At 39.1% G+C, this 24,183-nt stretch carries 25 protein-coding genes; 4 read left to right on the forward strand and 21 right to left on the reverse strand.

Annotation, left to right across the window (positions count from 1 at the left end):
- Positions 1-50: 50 nt before the first annotated feature.
- From nrdE to ADI74_RS05555, 4 genes are all read left to right on the forward strand, one after another.
- Positions 51-2,210: a class 1b ribonucleoside-diphosphate reductase subunit alpha gene (gene nrdE, locus ADI74_RS05540; RefSeq protein ID WP_044020835.1), complete on the forward strand. Its 2,160-nt coding sequence runs from the start codon at positions 51-53 to the stop codon at positions 2,208-2,210.
- Between the two features lie 57 nt (positions 2,211-2,267).
- Positions 2,268-2,498, forward strand: a complete 231-nt coding sequence (locus ADI74_RS05545) for a hypothetical protein (protein WP_049537606.1) — start codon at positions 2,268-2,270, stop codon at positions 2,496-2,498.
- 2 nt (positions 2,499-2,500) lie between these two features.
- Positions 2,501-3,463 (forward strand): class 1b ribonucleoside-diphosphate reductase subunit beta, encoded by a 963-nt coding sequence (gene nrdF, locus ADI74_RS05550; RefSeq protein ID WP_000451378.1) that lies wholly within the window; start codon positions 2,501-2,503, stop codon positions 3,461-3,463.
- 140 nt (positions 3,464-3,603) lie between these two features.
- Positions 3,604-4,371, forward strand: a complete 768-nt coding sequence (locus tag ADI74_RS05555; RefSeq protein ID WP_042902319.1) for a DeoR/GlpR family DNA-binding transcription regulator — start codon at positions 3,604-3,606, stop codon at positions 4,369-4,371.
- Positions 4,372-4,410: 39 nt separating this feature from the next.
- On the opposite strand, the gene lacG is transcribed toward ADI74_RS05555, so the two are convergent.
- The 21 genes from lacG to efeB form a co-directional block, all read right to left on the reverse strand.
- The gene (gene lacG / locus ADI74_RS05560) at positions 4,411-5,817 is read right to left on the reverse strand and encodes a 6-phospho-beta-galactosidase (RefSeq protein ID WP_042902320.1); all 1,407 of its coding nucleotides are present in this window, start codon (positions 5,815-5,817) and stop codon (positions 4,411-4,413) included.
- An 80-nt stretch (positions 5,818-5,897) separates the two neighbouring features.
- Positions 5,898-7,592 (reverse strand): lactose-specific PTS transporter subunit EIIC, encoded by a 1,695-nt coding sequence (locus ADI74_RS05565; protein ID WP_049537607.1) that lies wholly within the window; start codon positions 7,590-7,592, stop codon positions 5,898-5,900.
- The gene (locus ADI74_RS05570; RefSeq protein WP_001078327.1) at positions 7,592-7,909 is read right to left on the reverse strand and encodes a PTS lactose/cellobiose transporter subunit IIA; all 318 of its coding nucleotides are present in this window, start codon (positions 7,907-7,909) and stop codon (positions 7,592-7,594) included. The genes ADI74_RS05565 and ADI74_RS05570 overlap by 1 nt, the downstream gene beginning before the upstream one ends.
- 35 nt (positions 7,910-7,944) lie before the next feature.
- Positions 7,945-8,781 (reverse strand): PRD domain-containing protein, encoded by an 837-nt coding sequence (locus ADI74_RS05575; protein ID WP_049537608.1) that lies wholly within the window; start codon positions 8,779-8,781, stop codon positions 7,945-7,947.
- 237 nt (positions 8,782-9,018) lie between these two features.
- Entirely contained in the window at positions 9,019-9,999 is a 981-nt protein-coding gene (gene lacD / locus ADI74_RS05580; RefSeq protein WP_042902322.1) for a tagatose-bisphosphate aldolase, read from the reverse strand.
- Position 10,000: 1 nt separating this feature from the next.
- Positions 10,001-10,930: a tagatose-6-phosphate kinase gene (locus ADI74_RS05585; protein ID WP_042902323.1), complete on the reverse strand. Its 930-nt coding sequence runs from the start codon at positions 10,928-10,930 to the stop codon at positions 10,001-10,003.
- A 10-nt stretch (positions 10,931-10,940) separates the two neighbouring features.
- A complete protein-coding gene (gene lacB / locus ADI74_RS05590; protein WP_001216921.1) occupies positions 10,941-11,456 on the reverse strand; it encodes a galactose-6-phosphate isomerase subunit LacB in 516 nt (171 codons plus the stop codon).
- A gap of 148 nt (positions 11,457-11,604) precedes the next feature.
- The gene (gene lacA / locus ADI74_RS05595) at positions 11,605-12,030 is read right to left on the reverse strand and encodes a galactose-6-phosphate isomerase subunit LacA (RefSeq protein WP_049537609.1); all 426 of its coding nucleotides are present in this window, start codon (positions 12,028-12,030) and stop codon (positions 11,605-11,607) included.
- A 284-nt stretch (positions 12,031-12,314) separates the two neighbouring features.
- Complete coding sequence (locus tag ADI74_RS10825; RefSeq protein WP_080980361.1) at positions 12,315-13,211, reverse strand: aldose 1-epimerase family protein; 897 nt, start codon at positions 13,209-13,211, stop codon at positions 12,315-12,317.
- 107 nt (positions 13,212-13,318) lie between these two features.
- The gene (locus ADI74_RS05605) at positions 13,319-14,794 is read right to left on the reverse strand and encodes a PTS galactitol transporter subunit IIC (protein WP_049478022.1); all 1,476 of its coding nucleotides are present in this window, start codon (positions 14,792-14,794) and stop codon (positions 13,319-13,321) included.
- Between the two features lie 54 nt (positions 14,795-14,848).
- Positions 14,849-15,154: a PTS sugar transporter subunit IIB gene (locus tag ADI74_RS05610; RefSeq protein WP_000590551.1), complete on the reverse strand. Its 306-nt coding sequence runs from the start codon at positions 15,152-15,154 to the stop codon at positions 14,849-14,851.
- Between the two features lie 37 nt (positions 15,155-15,191).
- A complete protein-coding gene (locus ADI74_RS05615) occupies positions 15,192-15,668 on the reverse strand; it encodes a PTS sugar transporter subunit IIA (protein WP_000521966.1) in 477 nt (158 codons plus the stop codon).
- A 193-nt stretch (positions 15,669-15,861) separates the two neighbouring features.
- Complete coding sequence (locus tag ADI74_RS05620) at positions 15,862-16,551, reverse strand: CTP--phosphocholine cytidylyltransferase (protein WP_049537611.1); 690 nt, start codon at positions 16,549-16,551, stop codon at positions 15,862-15,864.
- Between the two features lie 11 nt (positions 16,552-16,562).
- Positions 16,563-17,441 (reverse strand): DMT family transporter, encoded by an 879-nt coding sequence (locus ADI74_RS05625; protein WP_049537612.1) that lies wholly within the window; start codon positions 17,439-17,441, stop codon positions 16,563-16,565.
- Position 17,442: 1 nt separating this feature from the next.
- Positions 17,443-18,300 carry a phosphotransferase family protein gene (locus tag ADI74_RS05630; RefSeq protein WP_049537614.1) on the reverse strand — a complete coding sequence of 286 codons (858 nt, stop codon included), beginning with the start codon at positions 18,298-18,300 and terminating at the stop codon, positions 17,443-17,445.
- Between the two features lie 16 nt (positions 18,301-18,316).
- Positions 18,317-19,339, reverse strand: coding sequence for a ribitol-5-phosphate dehydrogenase (locus tag ADI74_RS05635; protein ID WP_049537616.1), 1,023 nt, complete (start codon positions 19,337-19,339; stop codon positions 18,317-18,319).
- 4 nt (positions 19,340-19,343) lie between these two features.
- Entirely contained in the window at positions 19,344-20,051 is a 708-nt protein-coding gene (locus ADI74_RS05640; protein ID WP_000638516.1) for an IspD/TarI family cytidylyltransferase, read from the reverse strand.
- 363 nt (positions 20,052-20,414) lie between these two features.
- Positions 20,415-20,585, reverse strand: a complete 171-nt coding sequence (locus ADI74_RS05645; RefSeq protein WP_000512108.1) for a twin-arginine translocase TatA/TatE family subunit — start codon at positions 20,583-20,585, stop codon at positions 20,415-20,417.
- The gene (gene tatC / locus ADI74_RS05650; protein ID WP_049537618.1) at positions 20,569-21,300 is read right to left on the reverse strand and encodes a twin-arginine translocase subunit TatC; all 732 of its coding nucleotides are present in this window, start codon (positions 21,298-21,300) and stop codon (positions 20,569-20,571) included. The genes ADI74_RS05645 and tatC overlap by 17 nt, the downstream gene beginning before the upstream one ends.
- A complete protein-coding gene (locus ADI74_RS05655; RefSeq protein ID WP_049537620.1) occupies positions 21,301-22,989 on the reverse strand; it encodes an FTR1 family protein in 1,689 nt (562 codons plus the stop codon). It lies immediately after the preceding gene.
- The gene (efeB, locus tag ADI74_RS05660) at positions 22,964-24,178 is read right to left on the reverse strand and encodes an iron uptake transporter deferrochelatase/peroxidase subunit (protein ID WP_049537622.1); all 1,215 of its coding nucleotides are present in this window, start codon (positions 24,176-24,178) and stop codon (positions 22,964-22,966) included. The genes ADI74_RS05655 and efeB overlap by 26 nt, the downstream gene beginning before the upstream one ends.
- Positions 24,179-24,183: the final 5 nt, after the last annotated feature.

The raw sequence follows: 24,183 nt of genomic DNA on the forward strand, positions 1-24,183 counted from the left end.
CTAGGGTTAACTTAGAGGCCTTTCTTTTGTAATTAGATAAAGGAAATTTTATGGGATTAAAACATCTTGAGGACGTAACTTACTTCCGTCTCAATAACGAAATCAACCGTCCTGTTAATGGACAAATCATGCTTCATAAAGATAAGGAAGCCTTGGATGCCTTCTTTAAAGAAAATGTGGTTCCAAATACAATGGTTTTTGATTCAATTACTGATAAAATCAACTACCTCATTGAACACAACTACATTGAAACTGCATTTCTTAAGAAATACCGTCCAGAGTTTTTGGAAGAATTGCATCAATTTATCAAGGACCAAAACTTCCAATTCAAATCATTCATGGCTGCCTATAAGTTTTACAACCAGTATGCCTTGAAGACTAACGACGGTGAATACTATCTTGAAAGTATGGAAGACCGTGTCTTCTTTAACGCACTTTATTTTGCTGACGGGGATGAAGCGATTGCGACTGATATTGCTAATGAAATCATCCACCAACGCTACCAACCTGCTACTCCTTCCTTCTTGAATGCTGGTCGTGCGCGTCGTGGAGAGTTGGTATCTTGCTTCTTGATCCAAGTGACGGATGATATGAACTCTATCGGACGTTCCATCAACTCTGCCCTTCAACTTTCACGTATCGGTGGTGGTGTGGGAATTTCCCTCAGCAACCTTCGTGAAGCCGGAGCTCCTATCAAAGGTTATGAAGGTGCTGCTTCTGGTGTCGTACCAGTTATGAAACTCTTCGAAGACAGTTTCTCTTACTCTAACCAATTGGGTCAGCGTCAAGGTGCTGGGGTTGTCTACCTCAATGTCTTTCACCCAGATATCATCGCTTTCCTTTCAACTAAGAAAGAAAATGCCGATGAAAAGGTTCGTGTTAAGACCCTCTCACTTGGTGTTGTAGTACCCGATAAGTTCTACGAATTGGCTCGTAAAAATGAAGAAATGTACCTCTTCAGCCCATACTCTGTAGAGCTTGAGTATGGTGTACCGTTCAACTACATCGACATCACTGAAAAATACGATGAATTGGTCGCAAATCCAAATATCCGCAAGACAAAAATCAAGGCGCGTGATTTGGAAACTGAAATCTCTAAATTGCAACAAGAATCTGGTTACCCTTATGTCGTCAACATTGATACGGCTAACCGTGCAAATCCTGTTGATGGAAAGATTATCATGAGTAACTTGTGTTCTGAGATTCTTCAAGTTCAAGAACCAAGCTTAATCAACGATGCTCAAGAATTCCTTCAAATGGGAACGGACGTTTCATGTAACCTTGGTTCAACCAACGTGGTCAACATGATGACTTCACCTGACTTTGGTCGTTCTATTCGTGCTATGGTTCGTGCCCTTACTTTCGTTACAGATAGTTCACACATCGTAGCTGTCCCTACTATCGACCACGGAAACAGTTTGGCTCACACCTTTGGTCTTGGTGCCATGGGACTTCATAGCTACCTTGCGCAACAACTGATTGAGTACGGATCACCTGAGTCAATTGAATTTACAAGCATCTACTTTATGCTTATGAACTACTGGACCTTAGTGGAGTCAAACAATATCGCTCGCGAACGTGGTATTACCTTCCACAACTTTGAAAAATCAGACTATGCTAACGGTAGCTACTTTGACAAGTATGTGACAGGCGAGTTTGTTCCAAAATCAGACCGTGTTAAAGAACTCTTTAAAGATGTCTTTATTCCAAGTGCTACTGATTGGACTGAACTTCGCGAAAAGGTTCAAGCAGATGGACTTTACCATCAAAACCGTCTAGCTGTTGCTCCAAATGGTTCTATCAGCTACATCAACGACGTTTCTGCTTCTATCCACCCGATTACACAACGTATCGAAGAACGTCAAGAGAAGAAAATCGGTAAAATCTACTATCCTGCTGCAGGTTTGTCAACAGATACTATCCCTTACTACACTTCTGCTTACGACATGGATATGCGTAAGGTGATTGATGTTTATGCTGCTGCAACAGAGCACGTGGACCAAGGGCTTTCGCTCACTCTCTTCATGCGTAGTGACATTCCAAAAGGTCTTTACGAATGGAAGAAAGAAAACAAACAAACGACACGTGATTTGTCTATTCTTCGTAACTATGCCTTTAACAAGGGAATCAAGTCCATTTACTACGTCCGTACCTTTACAGACGACGGTGGGGAAGTTGGTGCTAACCAATGTGAAAGCTGTGTGATTTAATTTTTTATTCTAAATTGTTCAAATTTATAGCTTAACTTTTCAAATTAGGAGAAGTATATGTTTGGATTCAGTAAAACAAAAAAAGAAAATGATAGTTTGAGATTTAAAAACTCTGTTTTAAATAAGTTACACTCACAAGATAAAAAGAGAATCTCAGATCTTAAAAAAGATAAAGAAAATTTAGAAAACGAAACTAATACAATCGCTTCTGATGCACTACGAAAAGGTAGTTCAGTAGCAGGAAAGTATTTGTCTCAAAAAAGAATTCAAAAAAACGAGAGATTATAAACATGGAAACTTACTACAAAGCCATTAACTGGAATGCTATCGAAGATGTCATCGACAAATCAACTTGGGAAAAACTGACAGAGCAATTCTGGCTCGATACGCGTATTCCCTTGTCAAATGACCTAGACGACTGGAGAAAACTATCAAACAAAGAAAAAGACTTGGTTGGAAAAGTCTTTGGTGGTTTGACCCTTTTGGATACCATGCAATCTGAAACAGGGGTTCAAGCACTTCGCTCGGACATCCGTACACCGCATGAGGAAGCTGTTTTCAACAACATCCAGTTTATGGAATCTGTCCACGCAAAATCTTACTCTTCTATCTTTTCAACCTTGAATACCAAGGCTGAAATTGAAGAAATCTTTGAATGGACCAACACTAATCCCTACCTACAAAGAAAAGCAGAAATTATCAATGAAATCTACCTCAATGGTAGCCCACTAGAAAAGAAAGTTGCCAGTGTCTTCCTTGAAACCTTCCTCTTCTACTCTGGTTTCTTCACCCCACTCTACTATCTCGGTAACAACAAATTGGCCAACGTTGCGGAAATCATCAAACTGATCATTCGTGATGAGTCTGTTCACGGAACTTACATTGGTTACAAATTCCAACTTGGTTTCAATGAATTACCTGAAGAAGAGCAAGAAAAGCTCAAAGAGTGGATGTACGACCTGCTCTATACCCTCTATGAGAACGAAGAAGGTTATACAGAAAGTCTCTATGACGGTGTTGGTTGGACCGAAGAAGTTAAAACCTTCCTTCGTTACAATGCCAATAAGGCTCTTATGAACCTAGGACAAGATCCACTCTTCCCAGATTCAGCTGATGATGTCAACCCAATCGTTATGAACGGTATTTCAACAGGAACTTCTAACCACGACTTCTTCTCTCAAGTCGGAAATGGTTACCTCCTTGGTGAAGTTGAAGCCATGCAAGACGAGGACTACAACTACGGTTTAGACTAATTTGACCAATCATTCAAAATATCATGGTTTGTTTAAAACAACCATGATATTTTTGTTTTTGTTTTATTTTGTTTTTTTTCTATTTGATTGATTGAGCGTTTTATGGTAAGATAATAATAGTAGAAATCGAGGTGATAAGGATGCTAAAGCAAGAAAAACTAGATAGTATTCTAGAAGCAGTAAACACAAAAGGCACTATTACTGTAAAAGAGATTATGGAGAGTCTTGATGTGTCAGATATGACAGCCCGTCGCTACTTACAAGAATTGGCAGATAAGGATTTGCTGGTTCGTGTGCACGGTGGCGCTGAAAAACTTCGTACAGGTTCTCTCTTAAACAACGAACGCTCAAACGTCGAAAAACAAGGTTTGCAGATTGCTGAAAAACAAGAAATTAGCCGTTTTGCAGGTCATTTGATTGACGAAGGTGAAACTATTTTTATCGGGCCAGGAACAACCTTAGAATGTTTTGCTCGCGAGCTCCCTATAGATAATATTCGTGTTGTAACAAACAGCCTTCCTGTTTTTCTCATCCTAAACGAACGAAAACTAACAGATTTGATTTTGATTGGTGGAAATTATCGCTCTATCACTGGAGCTTTTGTGGGAACACTTACCCTGCAGGATTTAGCCAATCTTCAGTTTTCTAAAGCTTTTGTAAGTTGTAATGGTATCAAGGATAAAGCTATTGCTACTTTCAGTGAAGAAGAGGGCGAGGTTCAACGAATCGCCTTGAACAATGCCAATAAAAAATACTTACTGGCAGACCACAGCAAGTTTAATAAGTTTGATTTTTACACTTTCTACAATATCTCAGAGATTGATACCATCGTTTCAGATTCCAAACTGAGTCAGGAAACATTTGAAGATTTGTCGAAACAAACAACCATTCTTTTATCAAAACCATAAAAATTCCCCTGCCTTTTGGCGGGGAATTTTTGTTGAATTTTATTCAATAAGTTGTGTCTCAGCTAGTTTCTTGTACCAGTGAGCTGATTTCTTAGGATAACGCTCCTGGGTTTCAAAATCAACATAGAAGAGACCGTAACGTTTTTCATAGCCGTTTGACCATGAGAAGACATCCATCAATGACCAGATGAAGTATCCTTTTACATTAGCTCCATCTGCAATCGCATCAGACAAAACTTCCAAGTGTTGCTTCACGTAATCAATACGACCATCATCGTAAACAGTGTTATCAACAAACTCATCTTTATAGCCGAGACCATTTTCAGTAATGTAAATCTTCTTGTAGTTAGGATAATCTTTCTTCACACGCATGATTTGGTCATACAAACCTTGAGGGTAGATAATCCAATCCCAATCCGTACGTGGTACATAATCAGGAGCTACACGACGACCAACACCTTTGATTTGGTACTTAGAGCTTCCTTTCTCACCTTTACCATTATGGATAATTTCAGTTTCTCCATCAAAGGCTTCCATCCAGTCACTCATATAGTAGTTGATTCCAAGGAAGTCGTTCAAGTCTTTTGCAGCTTCTAATGCTGTGAAATCTTCTTCACGAAGATCTAAGCTACCACCATTGACGGATAAAATATGGTTGACGCCTTCCATCGTTTCATCTGAATAGCGTCCAAGATAAGTTGCATCCAAGATAAATTTATTGTGGATGATATCTTCCAGCTCAGCAGCGCGAACATCTGCTTGATTTTCAGGATCTAGAGGATATTTAGTAGGCAGGGCATGAACCACACCAATTTCACCTTTACATCCTTTATCTTTATATAGCTTGACTGCACGCGCATGAGAAACCATCATATTGTGGTGAGATTGAAATACTTTGGCAAGGTCGTACTGAATACCTGGAGGGAATTTCCCAACCAAGTATTGACCATCACCAATTGGCCCAATTTCATTAAAGGTTGTCCAATAGTTTACTTCTGGGAATTCTTCAAAACAGAAAGCCGCATAGTCTACAAAGTGTTCAATGTTTTCACGGTTTAAGAAGTCTCCATTTGAATGTAGAGCTTCTGGCGTATCAAAGTGATGGAGAGTCACGAAGGGCTCAACATGGCGTTTGTGGCACTCTGCAAATAGATTATGATAGAACTCAACCCCCTTGTCATTAACCTTCCCATAACCAGTTGGAAAGATACGTGACCAAGCGATTGAAATACGGATACCATTGACACCATACTCTGCTGCAAGTTTGAGGTCAACTGGGTATTTGTGATAGAAATCACTGGCTGGTTCTGCAGTGTACCAGTAGTTATCTTCAAGATATTTATCCCACGCTACTGGTCCTTTACCATCAGTATGTGTAGCACCTTCTGCTTGATAGGCAGCTGTTGCGCCACCGAAAATAAAGTCTTTTGGTAATGTTTTTGACATGTATTTCACCTTTCAATTAAAAAGAAATAAGATGGAGAGGAGGCTAGTGAGGCTTAATTCTCCATCTCACTTCTAAAATTTTATTGTTCAAATTGAGCTTGTACGAATGCAAGAGCGCCTTTTCCATCGCGAGTCAATTTAATGTATTGGCCACCTTCTGTCTTGGCAAGTTTGATACCAAGTTTGTCGGTTTCTGCTTTCATGTCTTCAAAGTTAGAAGCAACTTGAGGAGCAAGGATAACCAGATCAAACTCAGGCAACATTTCACGGTGAGCTCCATAGCCACCAGCTGCTGCCTTGACAGGAACTTTATATTCTTCCGCTGCTTTATTTAAAGCATTTGCGAGGAGACCACTTGTACCTCCTCCTGCACAGAGAACGAGAACATTTGTTTCTTCTGTGATTGTGTTTTGCGTTGCTTCTACACCTGCTTTTTCAAGAATAGCATCTGCTTTAGCAGTATTGAAGTTTGCTGCTACTTTTTCTTTCAATTCATCATTGGCTTTACCGGAACGTTCTTCTTCAAGAATTTGTTCATCATAAACCTTGAGGAATGGATAGTAGATGGCTACGTCAACAAGGATTAACAAAGCAGCAAGTACAAATGACAAGAATTGGAAGTTTGTACCGAGAACAATACCGAGCGGACCTGGTGTTGTCCAAGGAAGGTTGGCAGTAAATGAGTTCATGCCAAGCGTTTCAATAAAGAATTTAAAGATCCATACGTTTGCGATTGGAGCAAAGATAAATGGAATAAAGAAAATTGGGTTCAAGACAAGTGGCGCACCAAACAGGATTGGTTCGTTTACTCCAAAGAATGTTGGAACAACAGACGCACGTCCGATTGCACGGTTACGTTTTGATTTTGTTAACCACATGAACATGAATGGAACAACCAGTGTCGCACCAGTACCACCCATGGTAACGATAAACATTTGTGTACCAGAAGTAAGAATCTTGTCAGCGTGCATACCTTGTTGGAGAAGGTTCAAGTTGACTTCAGCATTTGCATAGGTAATAGCTGCGATTGCTGGTTCAACGATAGATGGACCATGGATACCAACAAACCAGAAGAAGGCAAAGGCACCAAAGATAATGGTAATACCTAGATAACCATCAGCAGCAGAGAATAATGGTGCAAAGAATTTACCGATTGATTCAGCTACACTTGCACCAACAAAATGACGAGCTAGTAAATCAAGAGCATAAAGAGAAACCACTGATAGAGTGAATGGAATCACATCTTTAAAGACTTGTGAGATATTTGGTGGAACTTCGTCAGGCATGCGAATAGTGACGTTGTTCTTAACACAAACCTTATAGATAGCTACGGTTACAAAGGCAGCAAGAAAGGCCGAAAGCAAACCTTTTGTCCCAAGGAAACCTGTCGCAAAGCCACCTTCAATCGGATCAGCTGCCAACATCAACAAACCAACAATCGCTGCCAACAATGTTGACATATAGTTGATTTGATTGGTTTTTTCCATGCTACGGTTTACTGAGTCGGTCAATGACTTAGCTGTTGTGCCAGCTACCAAGAGAGCTAGAATCCCCATTGAATAGCTATAAGGTTTCATGAGGAGATTAACAACATCATCAGACCATTTAAAGCCCCATGAGTTTGGTACAAAAGCAATCAAGATAAAGATACTTGAGAAGAGAATAACAGGCATCCCTGCAATGAAACCATCACGAATAGCACGAAGATAGATATTACGAGACAGTTTTTCAAAGAAAGGTTTTCCTTTCTCGATAAATGAAATTAGTTTGTTCATTACTTAACTCCTCTCTTGTAGAGTTCGATTAAATGGTGCATCAAGTCTTTTAACAAGATAGTTGTCATCAAGTGGTCTTGGCCATGCATCATGGTTACACTATAAGCTAAGTCCTCACCAGCTGCTTCCTTAGTCAATAGACTTGTTTGCGCGTGGTGTGCCTCCGCGATGCAACCACCTGCTTCCTCCACGAGAGTATCCGCTTTCGCGAAATCACCAGCTTCAGCAGCCTTCAAGGCTTCCAATAGTTTTGATCGAGCATCGCCAGCATAGGCAACAATTTCAAAACCTAACAATGTTACTTCTTCTCTATTCATGATAGAATTCTCCTTATGTATTTTTAATTAAATTTTTATGACAATAAACGTTGGATATGTAGAACTAGATAAACTCGTTCACTTTTATACAAATCAAGACCCGTATATTGCGTAATCACATCATAGATCTTGGAACCAATCTCGAACGCTTTTGGATAGGATTGTTTAATATGATCTTCCATATCCAGAAGTGATTGGTTATCATCTCTAGATCTGTCTAAATAATCCAAGAAATAATTCAAATGAATCATAAAACGATCATAGAAATGATTATTCTCTTTGGTTCGTTGAATTGCATAACTCTTTAGTACTTCTTCGACATTCCTGAGAATTTCTTTCCTCTTATCAATCGACTCCACAAGTTCCACTTCATTTTCACCTTCGGCATTAATGAAATGATAAGCAATCCGAATAATTTCATCCTCCGGGAAATGATCTGTCAACTTCTGACGATAGATTTCAAAAGCTTCCTTTGCGATTTGAAAAGCGATAGGATACTTGGCAGAAATATCTGGCAGATTGCTATCCTTGTACCTTCCTTGTGCTAGAGCTTGATAAGAACAGTAAATATGATCTGTCAAGGTTACGTAGAGATACTCTTGAATCGGATAATGATATTTCTTTGATAGCTTATCAATGATTTCATAAGTCACTGTGATAAAATCCAGCGGAACATCTTTGAGGAGAGCCATAAAATTTTCTCTGGACTCTTCTGTCTTCATCCGAAAGATTTTCTCAACTTGTTCTTCAGCAATCAAATCCCCCTTCTTTTTCCCAAATGCAATCCCCTTACCAATCACAATCACCTCTTCTCCTTTGTCATTTCTGACAAGCGAGACATTGTGATTCATTGGGTTTAGAATTCGATACATGTCAACCTCCTTTTATATCTTAAAGGTATATGAGTATAAAAAATGACCACAAATGAACTAGAAAATCCTTTGATTTCTAATTCACCTGTGATCATGCCTAATATTACTTAGTAACACTCACCTTGTATTAACTTGTGATTTAAGTATAGCACAAGTCAGTTTTTTTGTAAACCTTTACATTCAACTTTTTTTAAAATTTTTATTTAGATCAATGTTCCTAAGATTAGGGGGGAAAACTTATACACGTTCAGTCCATGAAGTCGCTGTTGTTTGAAGAACTTTGTTGAGTTCGTCAATGTTCTCAAATCCAGTTGTGCGTAGCCATTCACGAGCTGCTGCCTCACCATCTTTGATGTAGGCTTCAACTGATCCAGCCCAAGTTGCACGGCCGCAAAGAACACCGTTGAAGTTTGCGCCTGATTCGTGAGCAAAGACAAGGGTTTCTTGGAAGAGTTTAGCTGATACACCTGCACTTAAGTAGATGTAAGGAAGATTTGTTGCTTCGTCTTGCGCTTTGAAGAAAGCTGCCGCTTCTTCACGTGTATGCACGATTTCACCTTCACCAAATCCTTCAACGTATTTCACATTGACTGGAACTTCTACTTTCAAGACATCGATGTTAAAGCGTGGGTCTGAGAAGACCTTCATAGCACCAATAACCTTGTGTGGCTTCACTTTTGCGTATTCTGCTGAACCTGCATCAGCAATCTTTTCATCGTAAGCCAAGATCTCAAGGAAGAAAGGAATGTCTTCTGCCACACACTCTGAACCGATGCGTTCGATATAGGCTTGTTTTTGTTGGTTTAGTTCGTCAGCGCTGTCTACGTCATAGTAAAGCAAGAATTTGACAGCGTCAGCGCCTTGTTCTTTGATGCGTTTTGCAGACCAAACATCCAAGCAGTCAGGCAAGCGTTTAGTGCTAGTTGTGTCATAGCCAGTTTTCTCATAAGCTAGGAGAAGGCCGGCATTTGGATCAAGGGCTTTAGTAGCTGGAAGACCATACTCTGGGTCAAGAAGCATAGAAGAAGCGTATTTAGTCAATTCATCTGCAACCAAGACTTTGAGTTCTTCCATTTGAGCCACTGTTGGTTCTTCTGTTTGGTATTGAGCCATGAGGCGTTTCAAAGCACCACGTTGGTCAAAGGCAAGGGCTGAGATAATGCCGTTCTCGTCAGAGAGTTTTTCTAAGCGTGCACGTTTTTGTTCTGTTAAAGCCATTTTATACCTCTTTTACTATTAATTGATCATATAGAGCTTGATAGTTGGCCATATTCACATGACCTGTCATTTTTTCTTGAGCATTAAGCATACCAAGGACATTTGCCTTGATGAGGAGTTCTGCATCCGATTCCTTATGAAGAAGTCCTGATGAAATCCCTGCCACAGTAGAATCACCAGATCCAACAGGATTGACAACTTGAATTCTAGGAATATCTACTTTGTAGAAAGTGTCACCATGTTTTGCAAAAGCACCATTTGCACCAAGTGACACGATAATCCACTCAATCCCTGCAAATAGAGGCTCTTGAAGAACTTCTTTTAATTCATCCAAATCCTCAGAAACTTCTTTCCCAAGAAGCTGAGACAATTCTTCGTTATTTGGTTTAATAACTGTTGGTTTGTGTGGTGATTCAAGGACAGCCTGAAGAGCTGCACCTGAGCAGTCTAGAACAACTGGTTTGCCTGCTTGATTAGCAAGTTCTACTAAGCTTGCATAATAGTCAACTGGAAGCCCAGCTGGCAGACTACCTGAGATAGCGACTACTTCCACAGTGTCAAGGAGATTTTCGAAATGAGCCAAGAAATCTTGCCCTTCTTGTTCAAGAACTTCGGGACCTTTTTCAAGGATTTCTGTTTGGTTTTCACCGTGTAGAATAGCGATACAGTTACGAGTCTCTCCTTGAATCGAGAAGAAACGTTTCGTTACTTTATCATCGATATGCTCTACTAAAAACTCACCAAGTTTACCACCGACCAAACCAGTAGCAGCAACAGAATCACCAAATTCTGAAAGAACTCGTGTAACATTGAGACCTTTACCACCAGCTGTCTTGGTCACGTCCACCACACGGTTGACAGTGTCAATTTTTAATTCATCCAAAGGATAAGAAATATCAATGGATGGATTCATTGTGACTGTTAAAATCATGCGTCACCTCTTAGTCGTGGTATTCACCGCGATCCCATTTTTCAAGGAATTCTGTAAAGAAGTTTGCATCTGCTTGATGAGCATTGTGAGTTTCAACGTGCTCAATTTTCGCAATCAATTTTTTGTTTTCTTCTGATGGTTTGTATTCAGCATTGATGAAAGCTTCAATGATGTCGCACATGAGCAATTCACCAGTGATCTTACCACCAAAACCGATAACGTTAGCATTCAATTGTTCTTTTGCATAAAGAGCTGTTGTCATATCACGAACCAAGGCAGAACGAACTCCTGGAACTTTATTTACAGCGTTGTTGATACCAACACCAGTACCACAGATACATACCCCAAGATCAGCTTGACCGCTTGTAACGGCTTCACCAACTTTTTTACCAAAGATTGGGTAGTGAGTACGTGTGTGGTCATAGGTACCAAAGTCGATGACTTCATATCCCTTTGATTTCAAAAATTCTGAAACCGCCATTTTTTCATCTGTTACGATGTGGTCACATCCAATTGCAATTCTCATTAGTTATTCCCTCCGATTAATTATATAAATCTAATATCATTTATCCTTACTCAATAAAAATCAAGATTAGCTTAGGAAGCGAGCTGCAAGCATAACTGAGGTTAGCTAAAGTGAGCTGACAACAGATTATCTTGATTTTTGAAGAGTATTAGCACATTTTGTTCAACATATCGACACGAATTTGGTGACGACCACCGTCGTATTTACCATGAACAAAACCTTTAGCAATGTTTTTAGCCAATTCATCACCAACAAGTTGTGCACCCATAGTGATCATACGTGAGTTGTTGTGACCACGAGTCATATAAGCTGAACGTTCGTCAGATACTTCTGCAGCAACCATTCCTTTGATTTTTGTTGCAACCATGAAAGGACCAGCACCATAAGCGTCAATCACGATACCAAGATTTTGTTCTTCTTTGTTCACTTCTGCAGCAACTGCAAGAGTCACATCGACAAAGTCTTGGCCTTCTGCTGTAACATCCACTACGTGGAAGTTTTCTTTTTCTAGGAAGTCTTTCACAACTTCTTTCAATCTTAAACCTGCAGCATCTGCACCGATAACAATAGACATATTGTATACTCCTTTTTATTTTTCTAGGCCAGTAAAGACTTTATAACTAGTATTATAAGTACAAAAGACTTTCTAGCAGTTTATTGACAACTTAATTGAATAAGCTGTTCGATAGCTTATCCAAGTCTAGGATATCAAGTTCCTGGAAACAAACTTTCTCCTCGAAAGAGAATATAACAAGTGATTGTTTGTTTGTTACAAACATCATTTGTTGCTTACAAACATAATATACTCCTATTTTTATAAAAAGTCAACAGTAAATGTTTGTTTTTGTGGTTTTTTAACTAAAATATTTCAATATCAAAGCCAATCTGATCTACTTGACCAGCTTCCAAGAGACGAACGTTTTTCTTATCTTCTAAATGATCTCCTTCTTCAAGAGATGTAGATAATCCAGACCAAGGTTCAAATGCAATGAATGGTCCCTTATTCAAAGTTGACCAAATGATGAGATTTGAAAACTCTTGGAAGTGTACTTTTAATCCCTTCTCATGCTTACGAGAACGAAGGGCAATTGTTTTAGATTGCAACTCATCCAAAGTCACTGCATCAACACTAAACAGATCATAACTGAGGGCCACTTCCTTTTGTGAATCCAACCATGGACTTCTATCTTGGAAGTCTAACATTCCTGTTTCTGGGAAAGGACGTGGAACAGAGCAAGTCTCTTCTTTCTCAAACTCTAAATAGTAATCTTCATAAGTTTCGCCATCTAGTAGAGGGCAATTAAAGCCTGGATGTCCACCAATAAAGTATGGCAGGACCTTGCTGGTTTCTTTATTGAAAATCTTGTATTGAGTACGAACTGTCTTGCCAGTAACCTTATAAGTGATTTCAAGACGGAAATGATAAGGGTAGTTTTGATAAGTATTCACATCATCTTCGATAGCAAAGGTTACGCTGTTTTCTGTTTGATCAACTAATTCAAATTCTTTTTTACGGACCAAACCGTGACGAGGAATGTTTCCTTTCGTCTCCGTTCCATCTTCATGACTGTAGAAGGCTGTATCTTCTCTTAAAGAGCCGCAGATTGGAAAAAGTACTGGGGCTTGTCCACTCCAGTAAGTGGCATCACCTTGCCACAAATACTCAATGCCTTCTCGGTCCTTGATTGACGACAAGGCGCCACCTAAGGTTTTAAACTGAACCGTTAACTGATCTGATTTGATTTCAATTACCATAATATTCTCCAACTATTTTTAGATTTTTATACGAAAAACTAGGTTGTCACTCCCAATGTAGGAAATTAACAACCTAGTTTTCACAATTTACATTTTATAGGAGCGAATTATTTAGCATTTGCTGCGTATTCTTCGTTACGTTTGATCATTTGTTTTCTATACCAAGCAAAGATACCTACATAGAATACAAGGAAGACTGCTGCACCAAGGATTGCTTTGATATCACCTGTTGTAGCATTACCGATTGCCCAACCAAATAGTTTTTCAATTGGTCCTTCAAGAGTTGAGTGAGTGATCAATTGAGTTTGGCTCACACCTTCTGGGAAGGCACCTACACCTTTAGCAAGTTCAGTTGCAAATGGAGCGATAAGAGTACCAGAAAGAAGGAAGAGAGGCAACAAGAGTGTTCCGAAGATAATCATACGGAGCAATTTACCACGTGTAACAACCAAGAGAGCTGGAGTCACACCCATAGCGATGATACCTGCAAGTGGCAAGATACCATTACCGACGTTTGAAAGAAGCACAGCTTCTACTAGCATGATTGGAGCAAGTACGTTAGCACAAGCCCAGATTTCAGCACGACCAGCGATGAAAGGCCAGTCAAGACCGATGTTGAATTTACGTCCTTGAAGACGTTTAGTAGCAACGTTTGTAATACCTTGTGAGAGTGGTTCTACGGCTGCGATGAACCATGATCCGATAAGTGAGAAGAGTTCCAAAGCTACACCGGCAGTCAAACCAAGGCTCAACCAACCTTTAATAACAAGTTCCCATTTATCAGCTCCTTCTACTCCAGCAACTGGGTGTGGAGTCCCCATCAAACCAATAACAATACCAAGGATGAAACCGATAAAGAATTTAGATCCCCAGAAACCGATTTTTTTGTTCAATTTTGCAGCGTCAAAGTCATATTTATCGAGACCAGGCAATACTTTATCAAAGATTTTATCCAAGACCATGATAACTGGGTTCATCATGTAGTTCATGTGAGTTGAAGTCATTGGTGATGAACTTGGTGCATTAAGAAGGTCGTCGAAAGTTGGTTTCATCAAATCAGAGTTGATGATTTTCAAAATACCTACAAGGACAACTGCTGCAGTTGCGATGAAGAGTGAAACCCCTTGGCTTACACCGTTGTTGTCTGCATACCATTTAATCAAAAGACCAGTGATTGACAAGTGCCAGATATCAAAGATATCAACGTCAAGTGTGTCCGTTTTCTTCATTGCAAGCATCACAACGTTGACAATCAACATCACAAGCAAGAAGTAAAGTGTCCAGGCAGATCCCCAAGTAATCGTAGCAAGTGGTGCCCAACCAACGTCAGTGATGTTTAACTGAATACCTGTGTTTTCAACGAATTTCGCAAGTGATGCTGAGAAAGCTCCGTTGAGCATACCGATGATGGCACCGATACCAGTAAGGGCGATGGCAAGTTTAATACCACCTTCAAGCGCTTTGGAGAATTTCACTCCAAATAGTAAGGCCAATACTGTCAAGATGATCAGCATGATGATAGGACCACCCATTTCCAAGACTGGCTTGAAAATCTTATTGGCTAGTTCGATAATGACATCCATAATAGTTCCTCCCGTTTTTTTAGTTATATGAATGTTAACAAGATAAAGAATAAATTAGCTTAGTCCGTGTTCTTTGATAGCTGCTTCAATATTGTCAAATACTGGAGCGCTCATTGCTGGAATACGGAACAAGATTGGTCCAGCTTCAATTACTGGAATACCAGGTTCAAAACCAAGGTCAGTTGCAGCGATTGGTGTAAAGATATCGTAGCCCTTGATAAGGTCTTCGTTTACATCTTTCACCATGACGGCATCACAGTGAACATCATAACCACGGTTTGAAAGTTCTTCTTCTAGAGCACTTTTAATTTGGTGACTTGAGTTAACACCTGCACCGCAGGCAGCAAGAATTTTAATCATTAGGATTTCCTCCGATTTAGTAATTTTAATGTACGATTTAAGCAGTTGCTTCAGAAATGTAAGTGTAGAGAGCTTCTGGTTCAGAAATTTTTGCCAGATCTTCTAAGTGACCATTTCCAGTAAAGAAGTCCATCAACTGAGCAAGAATATTGGTTTGACTCGAACTTGAATTGTTAATGATAAAGAAGAGTAGGGATACTGCTACTTCCTTATCAGGAGCAATCATATTGTGAAAAGTTACCGGTTTTTCTAGTCGAACAACCACCACTTTTTCAGCTAGATTATGAACAATATCTGTATGAGGAATCGCTACATTTGGCAAATCCTTGCCCAGAAATTCCATATCTAAGCCAGTTGGAAATGACTTTTCACGCGTGATCAAGGCTTCACGATAAGTTGGAGTTACAATTTCTCGTTCTTCCAACAGGGTTGCTACCTGATCAAAGAGTTGTTCTTGATTATCCGCTTCTAAGCAAAACACGAGGTCTTTGTCAAAGAAATGATCTAATCCCATAACGTTTTCCCTTCTTTCAATTAACTTTTATGCTATAAGTATAACACTATATGAAATCGTTGTCAATGATTTTTTGTTTTATTTTGTTCATTTTTTTATAAATTGTGTTTTGTTTGATAAATACAATCAATATCAAACACCCCTCCATTTCAACTACAAAAAAAGAAGGCTCAGCCTTCTTTTTTGGGATTACTTAGTTAATAGAAGATAAAATCTCTTCTAGTTTTTGATAGTCTTTGACACTATCGATTTCATAGATGCTATTGCCTTCTAATTCTTCTACATATACATCTAGTTCTTTAATGTTATCTTTAACCATATTGTCCCAGTAGAGATCAACAAATTCTCCACTTTCATAAGCTTTGTCAATAAAGCCAACAATCTTCTCTGCAGTTGGAGCATCCCAGAATGATACACCACTCAAAATACGGCCTGCCTTACTGTCAACAATGATATCTTGAACCTTATAGTCATCACCATAAACTAGGAACCATTCGTTTGTACAGTCTTCACGATAAACACTGAAATAGGTAGAACGTTCTAGATCGTTTCTAAACATATTCTTGAAGAGATAGTTATCCGCATCAATGACATAGCTGTTAGCTAAGTCTTCTTTAACGAGATAAAGTGAGTAAAAATTGTTGTAATCTGCGTACTTGTCATTAAAGACTAAACGAACACCATATTTTTCTTTTAGGTAGTCAAATTGTTCTTTGAGATAGCCGACAACAATGATAATCTCATCAATTCCACGCTCTTTCAAAAATTCAATTTGGTATTCTACCAAAGGTTTTTGGTTGACCTTAACCAAGGCTTTAGGGGTATTTTCAGTCATAGGGCGCAGACGAGTTCCCAACCCCGCTGCCAAGATAATTGCTTTCACGCTATTCTCCTTTATTCTTTAATAATAATATAAACACCAGCCATAACAACAAGCGATGTAATAATGGTCACCATATCGAGTGGTGTACCTAAAAGCATTGCTGAGAACAATACTGTCCATACGACATAGCTTACGTTTAATCCAGTTGCTTTTGCAGGTTGTAAACGGTTGATAGCAATATAGTAAGCTAAGTATGAAATCATATTACATGCTGCAAAGACTAACATCAAACCGAGCAATTGCCCATCTGCCACTTCTACAAATGAATGGTGAGAAAAGAGGACAATGACAAGGTATGACAAGAATGAGGTTACTTGGCGGATTAATAGTGCTTCAATTTCACTCAAGTCACTTTCCATGGCGTAGGAACTAAGAACACTTTCACTTCCCCAGGCGATGGCACAGACAAGGGCACAAAGAATTCCAATGTAAAACGAGTTTACTTGTTCAACCTTGTAGGTTTGAGCAATGATCGCTGCAATAATCAAGAAAACACCGAATACTGTATTCTTTGAAACCTTGTGTTTCAAAATGAAGAAGGCTAGCAAAACTGAAACTGCTGGATAGATAGCTGATACTGAAGACGCAAGTGAACTACCTATATACTTAACTGCATAAAGATTGGCTTGCATACCAATAGGTCCTGCTAGTAAAGCACCGATAATTACACTGACATTTCGAATATTTAAGAAAATCGAGAGACGAACTTTTCTTTCTTTTACCAAAAGAAAAGCTAACAAGATAAAGATACTCAAGAAATCATGAGCAGCAGCCACCACAAAAGGTGAAAGATTTGTAAAAATTGAAAAGATATAAGCACTAATTGTTAGACCTAATCCCCAGAAGATACCAGAGAGCAGACCAAAGGAAACACCATTTTTATTCTTCATCCTAACCTCCATAATAAGTCAAACCTTCGACAGCTCTTTGGTAACGATTGACACCGTAATCTCCAAAATCAGCCCCTTGAGCTTCTTTGTACACTGTCCACAAACTCCAGATAGTATCTTGCAAGATTTTATAGATACGAATCTTCTCACGTGATACAGGCGTTTTGTCACTTTCATAGTAGGAAAGGAAATCATCTTCCTCTTGCTTTGTAAATTCAGACTCCAAAAAGAGAGCTGCCAAGTCCCACATTGGATCATTCATGGAAGAGTATTCCCAGTCAATCAAATACAAGCGACCTTGAGGTGACTCGATAAAGTTTTCTGGAACCAAATCGATATGACAAGACTTTCTGTCAACACCCAAATCAGCCAATCTTTTCTCTAGCAAGAATACTTCTTTTCTCACAGCTTCATAATTGGCGTAAGGGATATTTCCCTCAATCAAGGATTCGTATTTTTTTATTTCTTCAAAAGGTGCAAATTCCCCTCTTAGTTCTTTACCTGATGCATGAATGGTCTGTAAAATCGGGACAATCTTTTCAAACTTGGTCTTAATTGAAGTGGAATCAAGCGTTGTGGCAGAATCAATGTACTCATTTACCTTGATTCCTGACTCAATATCAAAAAGATAATTCTTGACATCAAGATCCAAATCTTTCAACAATTCAAGATTGTATTTTTCATCTTGACGATTGATGAGCTTTTCGGTCCCTTTTCCGAAAAATTTAACGATATACTGCTTATTGGTTGTCTTGGCCAAATAGTTTTGGTTGGTCATGCCTCCCAGTTGTTCAACGCTGAGGACTTCCTCTTCTTCAGATAGTAAAGAAGAAATTTTTTCTTTGATGATTTTCTCCACAATTAGCCTCCATCTCTTACACTTCCCACTTAAACACTGTTTTGAAAGCAGTATTTAGGTCTGTAGCAAAGACACGATGAATGTCCTTGATTTCTCTCACTGGGTCTTCAACATAAAGGATATTTTTCAGACGATTTGCAAACTTTTTAACTTCCATCATCTGTATTGCATTTTCAAAATCAATCCGTCCAGATCGAGACGAACCGACCAATAATAAACCTTTTTCTAAAGAGTCTCGCGTATTGATATTAACCTTGTACTCGCTCACTCCCATCATGAGAATCGTTCCCTGAGGTCGAATGTAACGAATCAAATCATTGATAGCTGGGCCTGTACCATCACCACCACAACACTCAAATCCATGATCAAAGGTCAAATCCTCCGGAATATTATCAGTAATGTAGCACTCTTTTGCAAAAGAGAAGAGTTCTAGTTTTTCCCAATGACGGCCAATGACGATAATCTCTGCTTCTGGTAGAGTGTAATTGATAATATTGGCAACCACAAAAGCCAAACTACCATCTCCAATAACAGCGATTCGCTCTCGTTTGCTGTGGGCAAGATTTAAGAAACGATCCATCGCATGCATACCCACACTCACAAACTCGGTAATGGCAGCAACTGTGTCCTCAATGTCATTATAAGACACAACACGATCTTTTGGTAGAGAGACAAATTCTCTCATAAAACCATCATAACCACTAGATAGGAAGTAAGTTCCAGTCATGTAGTTTTCGTAGAACTCTTTGTCACTCTGCATAGGCGGTTGATTTGGAATCATAACTACCTTTTGACCGACTTTGTAAGTCCCAGTTGGATCTGAAATAACAGTTCCACAAGACTCGTGAATCATCGCCATAGGAAGTTTTTTAGCCAATATCTTTGGATCACGCTTCCCTTGATAGTAACGTTGATCCGCATGACAAACCGCCATATAATTTGGACGAATCAGGATATGATTTTCCTGATCAATGTCCTCTTCTTGGTATTTTACATTGATAAACTTTGGTTTGGTCAGTTGATAAATTTGATTAATCATAGCCTTAGTCTTTCTCAATCATGCTTTTCGCGATTTTCAAGTCCGTCACAGTTGTGATTTTAAGGTTTGAATATTCCCCTTTAGCTAGGGCAACGTCTTTCCCTTTTATAACAAAAATCTTACATGCATCCGTTAGGATTTCCTTTTCTTGATCAGATAGGGAACCATACAAATCCATGAAATCCTTGCAACGGAAGGTTTGAGGTGTTTGACCTTGATAAAGATGAGCACGATTTGGAATATCAGTGATAAACTGACCATTGGTGCTTTCAACAATGGTATCAACCGCTTCTACTACTGTGTCAACCGCATCATGATTTTGGGCCAGTTTGATATTGTCCTGAATCATGCGAAGTGTGATAAAGGGGCGAACAGAGTCGTGGGTAATCACAATATCTTCTGGAGTGATTGGACGGTAGGCATTAATGGCTTCTATAATCTTCTCAATACTGGTATTGCGATCAGCACCACCCTTGGTAATGATGATACGATCCTTGTGGAGAGAAAGATACTTGTCAACCAAGTCCTCAGCATGAGAGACCCAATCTCCATGAACTCCAACCACAATTTTTTCAATACTTGGTTCTAAGACGAATTTTTCAATTGTGTGGATCAAAATAGGTCGATCACCCAACTCCAGGAATTGTTTTGGTAAATTACTGATTCCCATGCGTGTGCCAGTTCCTCCGGCTAGGATTCCTGCATAGATCATTTATGTTCTCCTTTAGTTTATTCTAAAAACTCATTACCATCTATTATATCATAATCTGCCTCCATCATGAAGAAAAGATAGAGCACCATTTAGTTGAACTAACACACTATTTAACGTAAAAAGTGAACAATTTGTAACTAAATCTGGAAATATCATAACAGATTAAGAAATAAAAATAGATTATCCTCTATATTCTCCGTTTAACGTTCGGTTAACATATAGTTCTTTAGAATATAATACAAACCTTAAAGAAAACTTAAACACATTTTTTAGAATACAAAAATAAGCTAGGAAACTGTTCAAATTTGTCTACACAGCTACAGTTCCTAACTTTCTTGTTTTTATGTATGATTATGGAATAGGTTACTTTTCCTGATCTTGGTCACCAGCTCCTTTAACTGCCTTTTTAAACTCAGACAGCATTTTACCAATTGATTCACCCAGTTCTGGTAAACGTTTTGGTCCAAAGATTAAGAGCGCACCTAGAACGATGATAATCAATCCTGGAGCACCGATATCACGTAAGATTCCCATTCTTTTCTCCTTTCATTTTTTTCTTTATTATCCTCTTGCTAATTACAATACTAAGCTCATAGAGCGAGATTAAAGGAATTGTCATGGCTAGATCGCTAATAAAATCAGCTGGTGTCAAAATAACAGCTAGTACCAATAAAATAAAGTAGGCATAACGTCTATAGGTAACTAAGAGCCCTGGTCCAATCAAGCCGATCGACGTTAAAAAAGCGATGATGACTGGCAATTCAAAGATGAAAGCCAAAGGAATAGTTGTTTGGAAGACAAAGTCTAAGTAGTTCTGCGCTGTTAATTGAGTTTCAAATAATCCTTCCCCAAGTCCTAAAAGCACTTGAAGTAAGGCAGGCGTTACAAAGTAGAATCCAAAGGCTAATCCAAGTAGAAAGCAAATAAAACTAGCTGGAATATAGGCAAAGATTGCTCTTGCTTCTTCGATTTTCAACCCTGGTTTGACAAAACTCCAAATCTGATAAATTGTAAAAGGTAGCGTAATAGTAAAGGACATTAGGCTCGCTAAACGAAAATAAATCCACAAAATATCATTTGGACCTAATACAATCAACTTTTGATTAAAGGACTGAGTTAGATAATAGTAAAGCTGATCTGCAAACAATAAAGATCCACAGAAGACTAAAGAAAAGCAGGCTATAACAGCAATGAATCTCTTTCTAAATTCTACCAGATGTTCAATAATTGTCAATTCTTTTGTATCCATCTACTTTTCACCCTGTCTCAATGTGACAACCAAAACAATTATCAAAAAGACTAGCTGACTTCCTAAACCTTCCCAACTTGGATAGATGCCCAAGAGGTCGATAGTAGGGAAACCTGGCAATAAGTGGTTAGGTGCCATATTGGTCAGCTGGAGAGCATGTAGGCTAACACCTAGCATCTTGAAAGCAAGAGCATAAATCATCCACGTCAGTAGGAAGAAGACCTTATGAGGTAGGAAGAATTGACTCGCCTTGTTCATCAGAAATGCAATAATCAGTAAGACTAACAAAGCTAGAGAAATTCCTAGGATAAACTCAAAACGAGATATTCTCGGTAAAATTCCTACGTAAAAAAGAATGGTCTCTGCCCCTTCACGAAAAACAGCTAGAAAACTTAGAGCAAACATGGAAATGAATGAACCTGTCTTGGTCACCGTTTTCATCTGGGAATCCATAAAGTCATTCCATTTTTTGACCGAGGATTTACTGTGAAGCCAGATTCCGATCAAAATCATCATCACTACCGCAAAAATCCCAACAACTCCTTCGATGATTTCACGATTAGCCCCCGATGTTACAGCAGGAAAGGCAATTTGGAGTATAAATGCAATCACTAGACTCGCAACTATTCCTGATAGTGCTCCACCATATACCCACTTGAGTCCTTTGCGCATCTTAGCTGCTTTCAAGGTCGTCACCAAGGCCATGACGATTAAGAGAGCCTCTACCCCTTCTCTCAGGAGAATGAGCATAGCATCAAAGGAATTGTAACTTGCGCTGGTATCAATTTGTGATAAATCTGCAATCAGTTTTTCTAATTTTTCTTGATATTCCTTCTCACTTCCCTTGACCATGATTACAGGAGTTTCGCTTTCCACTCGGGTGTAGAGCGCAGGTTTGGTTGTTCTAACGGTTCCTTCAACTGTTGGCCAAATTGTGATAAACTCTTTCATGGTAGCTGCCCCTGCAGTCTGATCTCCAGATTTAAATTGTCCCAAAGCCTTCTTCAAAAGGGCAATACCGTCTTTGAGACTTAAATCAGAGGATGCTTCTGCGACTTCTTTTCCAGTTACAAAATCATTAATAGCCTTTTTTAAGTCCTCAAAGGAAGTCTGGATGGAGTTAAAATCAGTAGGCTCAGTTTCTATGCTACTACGCAAGAAGGAGATAGCTGTTTCAACAAGTCCATAATGGGCCGTACTATTGTCACGAACCACACTTTCATTGATGGTCCAAGTGGAATTCATCTTTTTATAGGCTTCTCGAATTTGCTCTATGTCTTTGGAAGAAATTGCCTTATCCAAAGTCTCAAAACGTGGTTTTAGTCGACTAACAAGCTTTTCTTTTTCAGCATCAAGATCTACCGGATTTTGTTCTTTTTCAAAAGCTAGAAGGGCAGAAGAGATTTGTGTCAGATTTTCTTCACTAATCTCTCCTGACAGAGCAAGTTTCTCCTTGACAACCTTTCCAGCTTCTGAATCAGCATGTTCTACTTTTTCAAAATCCGATGCCATTTCTCTAACTAGAGCCTTAGCATGTGACTGATTTCCATTTTTTATAGCCTGAGAGGCATCCGTAATCTTTACAAAATAAGAACTTAGACTTTCCTTAGCACTAACAGGAAAGATAGCTAGCAAGAGAAAAGACAAAGTCAAGAAACAAATACTAGTCTTCCAATAATTTCTGACCAATATAGCCTCCTTTCTCTACTCCACCAAAGCAGGCAAAAAGACCACTACCGATGTGGGTTACATACTCATTCATCTTGTCTGTAGCTCCGAGGTTGGTTTGAACCTTGACAAAATGATCTGGATCCTTTTGGAAAGAAATAAAGAGTAAACCCGTGTTAAATTGTCCAGTCTTTTCATCAATGCCATCTGAGTATGAATAGGATCGTCGTAAGAGTGGCTTCTCTACCTCTTTGGCTAATCGAACATGCGAATCATCTGGCAAAAGACTTAAATCTACTTCATCAAATTCATTCTTCTTACCAAAGGGAGCCCCACTTTCCTTGTAGCGACCAAAGGTATTTTCTTGCTCTTCAAGATTGGTTCGATCCCAAGTATCGAGAAACATTTGGATGCGGCGAACGGCCATATAGGATCCATTTTCCATCCAGTCCTTGCTATCAGCCCAGACAACTCGGTCAAAATCCTTCTCTTTGGTCACATTAGCTGTTCCATCCTTGAAACCAAAAAGGTTACGTGGTGTCTCCAGACGATCTCCAATAGCAGCAAAACCAGATTGGCTCCAACGGAGAATCACCGCATTTCTCCCTTTACGGATAAGATTGCGAATAGCATGAAAAGCAACTTGCTCGTCATCTGCACAGGCTTGGATAACAATATCTCCCCCAGTATATTTTTCACGTAGTTGCTCTTTTGGGAAGGGAGGTAAATCCTTAAAAAGTTGAGGACGTTTTTGCTCTAATTTCATCTTTTTCAGGAAACTAGCAGACACACCAAAAGTCAGCGTTAAACGATGAGGATTTAGCCCCACGGTTTCTCCCGTATCGCTAGGTGGCAAGAGGGCATTCTGACCATCTTTTTTAACCAATGCCCCCTCGACCAACTTGGCACTATAATCCGTCCAATCCTTGAACAACTGGATAATCTTATCCTTATCCGTCGTATGCAAGTCCAAAACGACAAAATAGATATTTTTTTGCATGGGCGTACTAATCCCAGCTTGATGCTTGCCATAAAAAGCAATTTTTTCATTTCCGTACGAGATTTTTTCCTGCTTATCTAACCTAGGTGCTAAAAAAGCGGAGGCACCGGAGAGACCTAGTGCTAGTCCAGCACCTCCAATACCCGCTTTTTTTAGAAATTCTCGACGGTCCATTTTTTTCTCAAAAAAATTTTCGTCTTTCTTAGTCATACTGC

It is taken from the genome of Streptococcus pseudopneumoniae, assembly GCF_001074565.1.
Taxonomy (GTDB): domain Bacteria; phylum Bacillota; class Bacilli; order Lactobacillales; family Streptococcaceae; genus Streptococcus; species Streptococcus pseudopneumoniae_J.

What these genes read in the sequence shown, in the direction of transcription:
- ADI74_RS05570 (WP_001078327.1), bottom strand. Translation starts at nt 7,909, where the DNA reads ATGAATAGAGAAGAAGTAACATTGTTAGGTTTTGAAATTGTTGCCTAT.
- ADI74_RS05605 (WP_049478022.1), bottom strand. Translation starts at nt 14,794, where the DNA reads ATGGATGTCATTATCGAACTAGCCAATAAGATTTTCAAGCCAGTCTTG.
- tatC (WP_049537618.1), bottom strand. Translation starts at nt 21,300, where the DNA reads ATGGATACAAAAGAATTGACAATTATTGAACATCTGGTAGAATTTAGA.
- ADI74_RS05545 (WP_049537606.1), top strand. Translation starts at nt 2,268, where the DNA reads ATGTTTGGATTCAGTAAAACAAAAAAAGAAAATGATAGTTTGAGATTT.
- lacD (WP_042902322.1), bottom strand. Translation starts at nt 9,999, where the DNA reads ATGGCTTTAACAGAACAAAAACGTGCACGCTTAGAAAAACTCTCTGAC.
- nrdF (WP_000451378.1), top strand. Translation starts at nt 2,501, where the DNA reads ATGGAAACTTACTACAAAGCCATTAACTGGAATGCTATCGAAGATGTC.
- ADI74_RS05565 (WP_049537607.1), bottom strand. Translation starts at nt 7,592, where the DNA reads ATGAACAAACTAATTTCATTTATCGAGAAAGGAAAACCTTTCTTTGAA.
- ADI74_RS05635 (WP_049537616.1), bottom strand. Translation starts at nt 19,339, where the DNA reads ATGATTAATCAAATTTATCAACTGACCAAACCAAAGTTTATCAATGTA.
- ADI74_RS05555 (WP_042902319.1), top strand. Translation starts at nt 3,604, where the DNA reads ATGCTAAAGCAAGAAAAACTAGATAGTATTCTAGAAGCAGTAAACACA.
- ADI74_RS05585 (WP_042902323.1), bottom strand. Translation starts at nt 10,930, where the DNA reads ATGATTTTAACAGTCACAATGAATCCATCCATTGATATTTCTTATCCT.
- lacA (WP_049537609.1), bottom strand. Translation starts at nt 12,030, where the DNA reads ATGTCTATTGTTATCGGTGCAGATGCTGCAGGTTTAAGATTGAAAGAA.
- ADI74_RS05645 (WP_000512108.1), bottom strand. Translation starts at nt 20,585, where the DNA reads ATGGGAATCTTACGTGATATCGGTGCTCCAGGATTGATTATCATCGTT.
- efeB (WP_049537622.1), bottom strand. Translation starts at nt 24,178, where the DNA reads ATGACTAAGAAAGACGAAAATTTTTTTGAGAAAAAAATGGACCGTCGA.
- ADI74_RS05625 (WP_049537612.1), bottom strand. Translation starts at nt 17,441, where the DNA reads ATGAAGAATAAAAATGGTGTTTCCTTTGGTCTGCTCTCTGGTATCTTC.
- ADI74_RS05640 (WP_000638516.1), bottom strand. Translation starts at nt 20,051, where the DNA reads ATGATCTATGCAGGAATCCTAGCCGGAGGAACTGGCACACGCATGGGA.
- ADI74_RS05575 (WP_049537608.1), bottom strand. Translation starts at nt 8,781, where the DNA reads ATGTATCGAATTCTAAACCCAATGAATCACAATGTCTCGCTTGTCAGA.
- ADI74_RS05610 (WP_000590551.1), bottom strand. Translation starts at nt 15,154, where the DNA reads ATGATTAAAATTCTTGCTGCCTGCGGTGCAGGTGTTAACTCAAGTCAC.
- ADI74_RS10825 (WP_080980361.1), bottom strand. Translation starts at nt 13,211, where the DNA reads ATGGTAATTGAAATCAAATCAGATCAGTTAACGGTTCAGTTTAAAACC.
- nrdE (WP_044020835.1), top strand. Translation starts at nt 51, where the DNA reads ATGGGATTAAAACATCTTGAGGACGTAACTTACTTCCGTCTCAATAAC.
- lacB (WP_001216921.1), bottom strand. Translation starts at nt 11,456, where the DNA reads ATGAGAATTGCAATTGGATGTGACCACATCGTAACAGATGAAAAAATG.
- ADI74_RS05615 (WP_000521966.1), bottom strand. Translation starts at nt 15,668, where the DNA reads ATGGGATTAGATCATTTCTTTGACAAAGACCTCGTGTTTTGCTTAGAA.
- lacG (WP_042902320.1), bottom strand. Translation starts at nt 5,817, where the DNA reads ATGTCAAAAACATTACCAAAAGACTTTATTTTCGGTGGCGCAACAGCT.